Below are 11,443 nucleotides of genomic sequence, written 5' to 3' on the forward strand. Positions count from 1 at the left end.
TGTACACTATTTCGCTATGTACGTCAATCTGTTTGAATTATCCCGCCGCCCAAACATTCCTCGCCGTCATATACCACAGCTGACTGACCTGGGGTGACGGCGCGCTGCGGCTCGGACAAGATAACCGTCACTTTCTCACCAGCATTATCGTTTACACGCGTAATCTCCGCATTAATGAGCGGCGCCCGATGTCTCACCCGAACTTGACAGGCATCGCCTTTTGGCGACTGGTTAATCCAGTGAACGTCGGTCAATGTCAATTCTTTCCGCCACAAATTACCATCATCAATTGAGCGCGACACGTAAACTTCATTCTTGGCCATATCTTTACCGACAACATAATACGGCAAGCCGCCACCAACATTCAGGCCATGCCGCTGCCCCAGGGTATAAAATATCGCCCCGTCATGCCGGCCAACAACCGCGCCCGTTGGCTGATCAATGACATCGCCCGGGCTAGTCTCAACATATTCTGACAAAAACTCGCGAATCCCCACTTGCCCAACAAAGCAAATGCCCATCGACTCCTTTTTACTGGCGGTCCACAACCCGCGCTCTTTGGCCATCTCGCGCACCTCAGCCTTGGTAAAATCACCCAGCGGGAACATGGTTTTGGCTAACGCCCCGGACGTCACACGGTAGAGGAAATAGGTTTGGTCTTTATTGTCATCGTGCGCCCGAAGCAAGCGAGCAGCGTTGGGTAATGATGGCGCTTTGACGAACCCAGGCGTGAACGTTGATTCGTCCTGAATCGCCGAGGACTGTCTGAACGCAGTGAGTTCCGCAGGCGACAGTGACGAATCGGCGTGAACACCATGGCGTGAGGCAACCGCGCCAGAATTACCCAATGCTGCACCACCTACTGCATGTTTAACTCGTGCATAATGCCCCGTCGCAATACACTCCGCACCCGCTGCCAACGACGCTTCCAAAAATAATTTAAACTTCACCTCTTGATTGCACATCACATCAGGATTTGGCGTCCGACCCGCTTGGTATTCGCGGATCATATAGTTAACAACATTTTGCTTATACTCTTTTTGAAAGTCAAACACCTGAAAATCAATTCCCAGCCCCACCGCCACGCGCTTGGCGTCAGCCACATCTTCCGCCCACGGACAATGCATACCCGGCAAATCTTCCGACCAATTTTTCATATAGACACCAGTGACGTCGTGGCCTTGCTCAACCAATAGCGCTGCCGCTACCGACGAATCAACGCCGCCCGACATACCGACGAACACCCGAGCCATCAGCGCGACACTCCCAGCGCAAACAAACCGATCCGCAGCAATTCGCCGACTGCCAGCCACCACCCCCACGGCGTCAACCACCACCATGCACTCCAATGCTTGTCGTGCGTTGTTGGGCGTGCCCGCAGCTCAACATTCGGCAGTTGCGCTGAAAACTCAGCCAGCGCTCGCCGCATGTGATAGCCGCTGGTAACCAGAATGACGCGTTTGATACCACGCTGCGCTATGATACCCGCCACTTCCTGGGCATTCTGCTTGGTGGTTTCTGAACGTTCGTCCATCACCAAGGCCGTAGCCGGTACACCCGCCGCTTCGGCTTGTTTTCTCATGGCGGCGGCGTTAGACGGACCGGATTTATCAGCTGCAGCACCAGACAAAATGATCGTTGGCGCCCAGCCAGCTTGATATAATTTAACTGCCTCAGCTGTGCGCGCTTCGGTGTCGCCGCCGCTGATAACAATGATCGCGCCTGCCTTTTGACATTGCCCCGAACCCGGACGCGGACAATCTTTCAAGTCATCCGGTGATAGATAATGGCTCAGGCCGACGATGACTACAGCTGCAATTAACACCAAGCCTATTAACCGATGAATCATCGCGTTCGCTCCTGCTCCGTACGCACTGCAGTAATAATCTCGTCCGCCGCCCGCATAACTTGCGTCTCATCGTTCAGCCGCCCCAACGTCAGCCGCAGACTACCATCAATCGCCATATCACTCAACCCGATCGCCGCCAAAACATGTGATCGCGTACCCGAATTAGCCGCACAGGCACTACCCGTCGCCACCAGCACGCCGCGCGCTTCCAATAAAAACACTAACCGCTCGGCGTCAACACCAGGAAATGAAATATTGAGGAAATTAACCAGCGATTTTTTCTGATCAGAAGAAATAATCATGTCAGGGAAAGCCGCTAATAGCTTTTTTACTAACGTATCACGCAGTCCTCGCAGACGTTTTACTTCACCGCTGCGACGCTTGGCAGCTAACTCCAGCGCCGTAGCAAAGCCGACCACACCAGCCACATTTTCCGTGCCGCTGCGCAGTCCCGCCTCCTGCCCGCCGCCAACGATATTTGGCCGTAGCTTGACGCCCGGCCGTATCCATAGTAAACCAACCTGTTTCGGCCCATAAACTTTTGCCGCCGATAGTGTCAACAAATCAACGCCCAGCCGCTTAATTTTCACATCGATCAGCGCCGCGGTCTGCGAGGCGTCAGTATGAAATATAAGCGGTGTTGATTCGCCATTTTCCTGGCGCCGCACACGCTCGAGCCTCACAACTTCCGCGATTTCTTCAATGGGCTGAATATACCCGAGCTCATGATTCGCCAGCGCGATGCTTATAAAGCTAACATCTGGCGTTAACAGTTTTTTAACAGCCTGCGGATCGATGCGTCCGTTTTTCAGCGGCGGAATGAGCCGAACAGACGAGCGCGCTTTTGCAGAATTGATAACTGAGCTATGCTCAATCGCCGAGATCAAACTCACGCCACCCACTGCGGTAAAAGCCAAATTGATTGACTCCGTGGCGCCAGCCGTCATCACCAACTCATCCGCACCTACACCCAGCACCCGCGCGATGCGCGACTTGGCTTCGCGGTAGTCACGCTTGACGGTGACCGCCGGTGCATACGGACTGGACGGATTAAAAAACTTCTCAGAAAAATACGACTGCATCACTTCAATCACCAACGGATCCATCGGCGTGGCAGCAGCGTGATCAAGATATATCATAGAGGATTCCACACATACTATTATACCAAGCAGCCCAGACGGCGACTACACCAGCTGTCCAGTTTTCGGATCACGATTATATAGTTGGCGCGCCACTCGTTCATGATATTCATTGACTGCCAGCACAAAGTTTTGTAATTCCTGCCCTTCGAGGTAGTTATACTGATAATTAGGCTGAATTTTCAAGATGCCCTTCGGCTGCACCTCGTAGCGCGTCGTCAGTTCGTGGCGCTTGCCGTCCTTACTCATCACTTCTTCGTGCCAAATCCACGTCGTTTTATCGAGGTTAAAGAACGTCCGCCGGACAACGTGGTCAGGCTTGTCACCAAAAATCGTTGCACCAATTTCACTCTCCAGTTGAATCAGCTCGCGCTCAGTTAATTTTTTCAGCGGCCGATCTTTACGAGTAAGTCGCAGCAGCGAGCGCGTCGATTTCGGGACTTTTGGCGCCGAGGCGGCGTGAGCTGGCTTCGCCGATTGAGATGAGCGTAAAAGACGCGTGTTATCCGCCAAGACGAGACCAAGGGCTTTTTTGAGAATCGTTGGCATGAAGCACCTCCTTTCAGGCTGCTAAGGTATGATTATTTCTATGATTTTTTGGCATAGCGCCGGATGCATTGAATGTGCTTTCCGCGATTGTATTATAATCCGCTCGATATGTCTCGATGCACCCGCCAATTGCTTTAACGGTTTGCAGACACTCCTCAACTAATTTTTCTAGTCTTCGCCGTTCCTCTAGCGATATCATTACCGACTCGGCTGCACTATCAATCACCTCGGCACTACCACGCACCGCCGCTTCGGATAGACGCGGCGCCACTCGCTGTGATCGCTCTGGGTGTGCTTGCGTCGCCAAATCCAGCGCTTCGGCCCGCGCCTTTTGAATCGACATCATTTCTGTGACTGGTCTTGGCTGCTGATTCATTATCTCTCCACTGTTACAAGCCAAAAAGTTTTACCGTGTTATCGGTCGCTACCTTTTCGAGGTCACGAAGCACCAGCTTGCGCTCCGCCGCCCAATACTTTGCCACCAACTCCACATATTCTGGCTTATTCAGCTTACCACGAAATGGCTTTGGTGTCAAGAACGGCGCGTCGGTTTCTAATAATAATCGCTCCAACGGAATCGAGGCGAACAATTCCTGCTGCGCTTGGTCTTTGGTGAACGTGCTAATGCCATTCAAACCAACGTAGAGTCCGCGGACAAAACCCTTCTCCAAATTGAGGCGCGTATCAGTAAAACTGTGCAGCACGCCGCGGAGGCCATGAAAATTATCAAAAATTGGCCAAAAATCATCCCACACCGACGGCTGGTCGGGCGCACCATCACGCACATGAAAACTAACCGGTAGATTATAATCCACCGCCAGCTGCAGTTGCGCCTCCAGCGCCTGAATTTGCACCTCGCGCGGGCTGTGATTGTAATAATAATCAAGTCCAATCTCGCCAATCGCCACAATTGGTGAATCCTCTGCCCTGGCTTTCAGTAGTCGCTCCACCTCGCCCCAGCCATCTTTGCTGTCGTGCGGATGAACGCCAACCGCCGCCCAAGTATAGTCGCGACTCGCGACAAACTCCACTGCTTGTCGGCTGCTGCGCTCGTCAGTGCCAACGCAAATCATGCCGATACCCGCTGCAACTGACTGCTGGTATAATTCCTCGCGATTGTCCGCGAAAAACTCGGTATCATGCAGATGACAGTGCGAATCAATCAAACGCAAACTTGTCGCTGTATTATTCTCAGTTACTGGACTTGCCATTACTTACCTTGAGTTTCTGCTTTTGGTGCGCGCGGATCAGGCGTATGGAGATAGAGACGCGGGAATAGTGGCGTTAGCTGTGATGGCACAACACCGCTAGCAAACATGTTGTGAATTTTCTCGGCAGTTTGCGGCATGAACGGACGCAGCATGTTGGATACTTGAAGCAACGTACCGCTGGCATGCGCCAAAATCTCGCCCAAATGGGCTTCCGCCTCTGGGTCTTTATCGCGTTTTTTAGCAACTTGCCACGGCTGGACACGCTCAATGTATTGATTTAGCGCACGGATAATCTGCCAAATTTCATCCATGGCCTGGTTGAAGGCAAAGCTCTCCATGAAGTGGCGGTATGGGCCCATGTCATGTTCAGCTTGCGGCGCATCGCCAATGACGCCGGCTTGGTATGACTGTACCATCTTGGCCACTCGCTGCACCAAATTACCCAGGTCATTGCCCAGTTCGCCGTTATAAGCCGCTTCAAATTTCTCCCAGGTAAAGTCACCGTCATCTTGTGTCGGCACGTGGCGCAGGAAATAATAGCGAAAGGCCTCGACACCATAATGCGGGATGATGTCAGCGGGACCAACGCCATTACCGAGACTCTTACTCATTTTGGTACCACCAACATTGATAAAGCCATGGACCAACAGTACCTTTGGCAGCGGCAAATCCAGCGCCATCAGCATCGCCGGCCAAATCCCGGCATGAAAACGAAGGATATCCTTGCCGATCACCTGTACATCTGCCGGCCAAAACGCCTGCCATTCATCAGCTCGGTCAGGATAACCAATAACAGTAATATAATTGCTCAGCGCATCCAGCCAGACATACATCACCTGCGTGTCATCACCTGGCACCGGCACGCCCCAGCTGAGGTTTTTGCGCGGACGCGAAATTGACACATCTTTCAAGCCATCTTTCATCAATTCCAAGAACTCTTTTTTACGGAATTCAGGCACAATTTTCATCTTGTTTGATTCAATTGCCTGGCGAATTTTGTCCGAAAAAGCGCCGGTCTTAAAATAATAATTTTCTTCGCTCAGCCGTTGGTATGGCGCTTGATGGTCAGGACAAATGCCGTTATTTTCAGCTGCCTCTTTGTCGGTGACGAACGCCTCGCAACCTTGGCAATACCAACCCTCGTACGCACCTTTGTAGATATAGCCAGCCGCAGCCAGCTTCTGCCAAATATACTGCACCGCACTAACGTGATGCGGGTCAGTTGTGCGGATAAAATCCGTCGCTGAAATATTCAACTCGGCAATCATGTTTTGGAAATTGCCATGCATTTGGTCGACATAGGCTTGTGGTGTCTGATTTTGGCTGGCAGCCTTGGCAGCAATTTTATTGCCATGCTCATCCACGCCCGTCTGGAAACGTACTTCACGACCATTTTGCCGCTGATAGCGCGTCCACACATCTGCCAACATATAGTCCATGGCATGCCCAATGTGCGGCAAACCGTTGACATAAGGAATAGCAGTAGTGATGTAGGCGTGTTGTTTAGTCATGAGGGGAATTATAGCAGTTTTTAAGGGTAATTGCCACCGTTAATCAGTGGCGATTCGTCGATTTCTTATCTACAAATTACTCTGTAACTGAGATCTTATTGCTCTTGAGCAAAGGAGATTCGATTACCATCCGGATCATGAATATCAAAGACCAAAACAACTCCCCAGTCGATTATCTCACCCACTTCAATACCACATGCAATTAATTCAGACCGATATGCCCGGGCATCCTCAACGCCAAGTATTAGTGATCCTTTGCTTGGCTCAGGACTATCCTCAACGGTCAGCTGCAGCCAAGCAGTATCAGTGAGTTTATATTCGGCCGTATTCTCCATTGGTATAGCATCAGGTTGGCCGAACCACTTCGCATACCAAGCTATCGCAGCCTTGATATCACTCACCTCAAAAACACTGACCGCACTATCAAATAATGGTTTCTTCGTATTACCTTCTGCTTGCGTTGTCATATCTACCCCCAAACGCGCTATTATTCTTCATTTCATCGTAATATAATCCAGCGCAACCTGTCAAATATTACCATCCAACGCTTCATTGCAGGTTAGCCGAGGGGAGCGTGAGCCACACGTGCTGTAGAAAACTAATATCTTTATATGGCTTCAAATCACACACAGCTAGTTCAACCTTTGTTAATTCTTCCAGCCATTCATCACTTGACTTAAATTCATTCGGCTGCAGACCATAGAATGTTCTGATTGCCATATACTTTTCTAACCGTAATCCAGATATATCTAAAAGCTCATCTATCGTATAAGTACTACCCTGTGTGAATGAAGTAGCATGAAAACTTTTTCCGCTTAACAAGCTGAGGGCCGTCTCTACATCATTCGAAAAGACGACACTTTGCATAATCTTACCCGCTTGATTATGCTTTATAATTGAGATACGTCCATTATCCTTAATGAGGCGCTTAAACTGATTGAGATAGTCCACTCTATCAGCTGGTAGAATATATTCTAAAACATTATGACAGATAATAACATCAAATGACTTCTCTTGTAATTCTACTAACTGCTCAATGCCGCCCAATAATCTCTCGTAAGCAACATCCTTGTCGGCATAGAGCATATCTCTGTTGGGCTCAACGGCAACAACCTCATTATTTGTTGACAAGAACTTACTAACCAGCCCAAAACCCGAACCAAAATCCAAAATTTTTAAACCTTTCAGGTGTTTCAGCTGTGCAAACGTTATTTCATACTGAATCTTACCCCACGGTTGCTTGAGCATATCTCTGTAGCTCTCTAAATTGACCACCATAAATATCCTCCGTTCTCTAACTTATTTTATACCATCACTACTAACACCGCAAATCTGCCATCTGTATCACCGATGGTATGTGAAAAGTAATGCGGATCATCTGCTGTATCAATTGGTGAGATGAAAATATTATTACCAGAAACGCCCGCCTGGACGGCTAATGAACGATTGAACCCTTGCATGTCCAGATAAATTCCGTCAGCCGTTTGACGGCAGAAATTGCGCCAATTCGTATCATTTGTATGATCAAAATAATCCATACGATAATTTTTCTGCGTGATGCTTGGCGACATCCAAATTTGTAAATCTTTTGCCTGGCTGCCGCGCTCGACAAAATGCTGAACTGCCCGAGACATTAACTGCGCAACCGTTGAATGCCGACCCAAATGCGCCAGCATAAGCGCCCGACGCTTTGGATCATAAATGACGGTAGCGATACAGTCCGCCACTGGCAAAAATAAGCCGATGCCAGCCGTTTCGGTATATAGCGCGTCAGCAAAAATCCCCTCGTTGTTATATTTAACCGTGTCAGTTTCAGTGACTTCGGCAATATTATCAAAAGTTTGTGCTTGGTTGTATGAAATCACGTGATAAATAACGTCGTCATACTTAACACCAGTTTGATCGCAAAACCGCCACCGATTGTCCAGCACCTCAGCTACGTGGCGACCGCGAATACGGTTGAGCATAGTGCCGTCGTCTTTCGACGAAACCGCAATGAGCAGATCAGACGGAAAGCAGACGGGCTGATCTGCCGCAATCATCGCGCCCGCCATTCTTTGAGCAGCCGCTGCCAATCGTCAATCGCCAAATCCTCAGCACGGACATCAGGCGAAATGTTAGCCTTTTTCAGCAACTGTTCGGCGCTAGCTTTACTAACGCCCAGTCCGCCGCTCAAGCTAGAACGCAGTTTTTTACGCTTGGCTGAAAAACCGGCTTTAACAACACGAAAAAAATCTTTTTGGTCTTCAGGGGCGACTAGTGGTTCGGTGCGAGTCCTCAATACCACCACCTGCGAATCGACTTTTGGCGGCGGCGTGAAGAACTGCCGCGGCACTTCGATGTTTAGTTCTGCCTCGGCAAATAGCTGCGCGCTAACCGCTAAAACGCTCATTTCGCCAGGCTCCGCTGCGATGCGCTCAGCCACTTCTTTCTGCACCAACAGCACCGCCAAGCTCGGTTTATTTTCCGCCGTCATCAACTTCTCGACAATTTTGCTAGTGATATAGTACGGCACGTTGGCGACCACTTTGTAGCCAGCCGGCAACTGATTCAAATCAAATTGCAAAATATCTTCGTTGATCACTTCCAGGTTTTTGCCAGGAAATTGCCCCGGTAACTTGCGCGCCAAATCCCTGTCAAATTCTACCGCCACCACCCGCCCAGCTCGTGCCAACAACCGACTAGTTAACATACCAAGTCCTGGCCCAATTTCCAAAACTACATCATCTTCACCAAGTTCCGCCGCCTCGGCAATCTCTGCCAAGATTTCTGGGTCGCGCAGCCAATGCTGGCCTAATTCTTTTTTTGGCCCGCGAGTTGATGCCATCTAGCGACCGTCTCCGTTTGTCCAGTCAGTCGCTAGGTCAAACCCATGCGGATGCCGAGCCGCAAAACCGCCGGTATCATACACTTTACCAGGACCCATGCTGGTTTCTACTACTGAGCAGCGCGGATAATTACCATAATTTGCCGCCACCAAAATATAGCCGTCCTTATCCACCTTGGCGCCGTCCGCCCGCACCGTGTAGCCACCGCCGCCGCAGGCATTGATGACGATATTCATTGGTAGGTCATAGTAAGTTTCGCGGTGCGCCACGCCGCGTGAATCAGTAAAGATATGCGCACCCTTCGACTTCGTCAGTGGATTTTTTGGCTTGGTGCCGATCACTTCGATTTGCTTTTTAGGCTGTTTGCTGATACGGCTACTTATTTCCTTACGGCTGATCTCAACACCGCGCTCGGCCTGGGCCTGGTAAGTCACGGTACGAATACCCTTTTCACCCAGCTGCTTAATTTCCTTGAAACCAATCGGCTGATTCGCATTCTTAAGCTGCTCCACAGGAAAGTCAATGTCAACCTCCTCGGTCACGGTTCGCAGCGGTGCACGAGTAATGTTCATCAGCACGTTTGTCCCATCCAGCAGCATATTATCGCTCGTCATAAATTCAACCCTATCCTCGACATATAGCGTGATCCCCGCCGCTTTGGCGATTCGCTGCGGCGTCTGCTCCGCTGTGGTAATATGTGAGCGCCGCGAACCATCAATGACCGTTACCGGCCGAGCCCGAAAAATTGTCACCGTAAATGTTGTTCCTGTCAGCTCCATATCAATGTCTGGCTTAACAACGTCACGCCGCTCATCAACTGTTACCCGCGCCAGCTGTAACGCCTGGCGTACGGTGCGTGCTCGGGTCATGATCGTCTGCTCGCGGCCGCGGTCACGAATCGTCACCAGCCGCTCCGCTGACGACTGGGCATGATTATCTTGTGCTTGGACAGGCTGAGATAGCAGTAAGCCAACCGCACCAGCCACGAAAGTCATGAAGCAGCCCAATAGAACAACCGGCCGCCGGTCTTTCTCTATGTGCCATTTCCACCAGTTCATCATTCTGCTCTAATACCTAATTAACGGACGTATTATACCATATTTATCTAATAATTACTAGTACCACCCTCTGGCCTTGCTGTGCGCCACCGCTTTTTCCCACGAGCCATATCGTCTCATCACGTAGCCATGCATCCAATTCAGCGAATCGACTGGGTTGAGCGGATTTCCTGGTACTTTACTACATGGCAGTGCCTGTGCGAGACCGCAGGCGCCACTCCGGCTGCGAGCATTTGGATTCCAGCCGCTTTCTTTCTGCACCAGCCACTCGGCATAACCCCATTGGTCACGCGGGACGTTTGACGAAGATAGCCACTGATCTTTGTTGCCGCCACCAGTATATGGCATAGCGGCATTCTTTGTGCCGATAATTTCAATTTGTTTTTTAGGCTGTTTTGTTACCTGACTAGCAAGCTCCCGACGACTCACCTCCTTACCATTTTGCACCTCAATCTCATAAGTCACCATCCGCCGGCCCTTTTCGCCCGCCTCTTTCACCTCCTTGTGGCCCGTCTCGCGATTGGCATCCCGTACTGTCTCAATCGGAAAAGCGACATCTTCATCAGTTGTAATCGTCTGCTTACCGTTGCGCCAAACATCCAGCCGCATCCCACTAGTAATCGGCGCCTCGAGCGGCATTGATACGGTATCGTTACTGGCTAGTTGGACATGCTTTTCCCTGAGCAGTGCGCCAACGGTTTTCGCGTGAGTGCGCACTTCAGCCAGAGACCCATAGAGATTGAGCTGGAGTGGCGTCGCGCGCTTGATAGTCAAGACTGCATTCATGCCGCTGGCAACCACGTTTTCGGCGGCATGAATATCGACGATATCCTCGCTATAGAGTTTGATCCCCGCCGCTTTGGCAATCGCCGCCGGGGTTTGCTCGGCCGTGGTTAGCCGAATACGTGCCCGGCCATCGACTACCGTTACCGGCCGAGCCCGAAAGATATTAACGTTATATGAGCTAGCAACCAACTGCTCGTTAAGTGCTGGCTCTACCACATCTCTTCTCTCGTCGATGTCAATCCGCGCCGCCTTCAACACCTCGCGCACCGTTTTTGCCCGAGTGATAATTGTTTTCTCGACTCCCTTGTCATAAACACTCATCAGACGCTGGCCGTCGCTCCGTGATGGACGCTCGGTACTCTGCGCCAAGGCAGCATCCGCTACGTGGATCAGTGTCACTCCAAGCACAAACAAACCGATTAGCAGAAAAATCTTCTTTGAATGGTAGCGAATAGATAAACTCTTTTCCATAATCTCGCTCGTGGGCAGTGCCACAAACTGCTATATATTAT

General features: G+C 50.5%; 13 protein-coding genes. All 13 read right to left on the reverse strand.

The genetic code is table 11. The annotated features are described in order from the left end of the window. Nucleotides 1–23: 23 nt before the first annotated feature. Nucleotides 24–1,253: a tRNA-specific 2-thiouridylase gene (locus tag FBF29_02855; GenBank protein QJU07625.1), complete on the reverse strand. Its 1,230-nt coding sequence runs from the start codon at nt 1,251–1,253 to the stop codon at nt 24–26. After that, entirely contained in the window at nt 1,253–1,849 is a 597-nt protein-coding gene (locus FBF29_02860; GenBank protein QJU07626.1) for a YdcF family protein, read from the reverse strand. Before FBF29_02860 ends, FBF29_02855 begins: the two co-directional genes overlap by 1 nt. Then, a complete protein-coding gene (locus tag FBF29_02865) occupies nt 1,846–2,988 on the reverse strand; it encodes a cysteine desulfurase (protein QJU07958.1) in 1,143 nt (380 codons plus the stop codon). The genes FBF29_02860 and FBF29_02865 overlap by 4 nt, the downstream gene beginning before the upstream one ends. Nucleotides 2,989–3,033: 45 nt before the next feature. Next, nucleotides 3,034–3,537, reverse strand: coding sequence for a hypothetical protein (locus FBF29_02870; GenBank protein QJU07627.1), 504 nt, complete (start codon nt 3,535–3,537; stop codon nt 3,034–3,036). A 13-nt stretch (nt 3,538–3,550) separates the two neighbouring features. Next, on the reverse strand, nt 3,551–3,913 hold the full coding sequence (locus FBF29_02875; protein QJU07628.1) for a hypothetical protein: 363 nt from the start codon (nt 3,911–3,913) through the stop codon (nt 3,551–3,553). A gap of 13 nt (nt 3,914–3,926) precedes the next feature. Then, nucleotides 3,927–4,748, reverse strand: a complete 822-nt coding sequence (locus FBF29_02880) for a TatD family deoxyribonuclease (GenBank protein ID QJU07629.1) — start codon at nt 4,746–4,748, stop codon at nt 3,927–3,929. Further along, nucleotides 4,748–6,259, reverse strand: a complete 1,512-nt coding sequence (locus tag FBF29_02885; protein ID QJU07630.1) for a methionine--tRNA ligase — start codon at nt 6,257–6,259, stop codon at nt 4,748–4,750. The genes FBF29_02880 and FBF29_02885 overlap by 1 nt, the downstream gene beginning before the upstream one ends. A gap of 95 nt (nt 6,260–6,354) precedes the next feature. After that, nucleotides 6,355–6,726 carry a VOC family protein gene (locus FBF29_02890; protein ID QJU07631.1) on the reverse strand — a complete coding sequence of 124 codons (372 nt, stop codon included), beginning with the start codon at nt 6,724–6,726 and terminating at the stop codon, nt 6,355–6,357. A gap of 82 nt (nt 6,727–6,808) precedes the next feature. Further along, the gene (locus tag FBF29_02895) at nt 6,809–7,537 is read right to left on the reverse strand and encodes a class I SAM-dependent methyltransferase (GenBank protein ID QJU07632.1); all 729 of its coding nucleotides are present in this window, start codon (nt 7,535–7,537) and stop codon (nt 6,809–6,811) included. Between the two features lie 26 nt (nt 7,538–7,563). Continuing rightward, on the reverse strand, nt 7,564–8,334 hold the full coding sequence (locus FBF29_02900; protein ID QJU07633.1) for a polyphenol oxidase family protein: 771 nt from the start codon (nt 8,332–8,334) through the stop codon (nt 7,564–7,566). Continuing rightward, entirely contained in the window at nt 8,298–9,086 is a 789-nt protein-coding gene (gene rsmA, locus FBF29_02905; protein QJU07634.1) for a ribosomal RNA small subunit methyltransferase A, read from the reverse strand. The genes FBF29_02900 and rsmA overlap by 37 nt, the downstream gene beginning before the upstream one ends. Continuing rightward, a complete protein-coding gene (locus FBF29_02910; GenBank protein ID QJU07635.1) occupies nt 9,087–10,148 on the reverse strand; it encodes a hypothetical protein in 1,062 nt (353 codons plus the stop codon). It abuts the gene before it with no gap. 54 nt (nt 10,149–10,202) lie between these two features. Next, nucleotides 10,203–11,426 carry a DUF348 domain-containing protein gene (locus FBF29_02915; GenBank protein QJU07636.1) on the reverse strand — a complete coding sequence of 408 codons (1,224 nt, stop codon included), beginning with the start codon at nt 11,424–11,426 and terminating at the stop codon, nt 10,203–10,205. Nucleotides 11,427–11,443: the final 17 nt, after the last annotated feature.

The sequence above is a fragment of the Candidatus Saccharibacteria bacterium oral taxon 488 genome (assembly GCA_013099015.1).
Classification (GTDB): Bacteria; Patescibacteriota; Saccharimonadia; order Saccharimonadales; family Saccharimonadaceae; genus Nanosynbacter.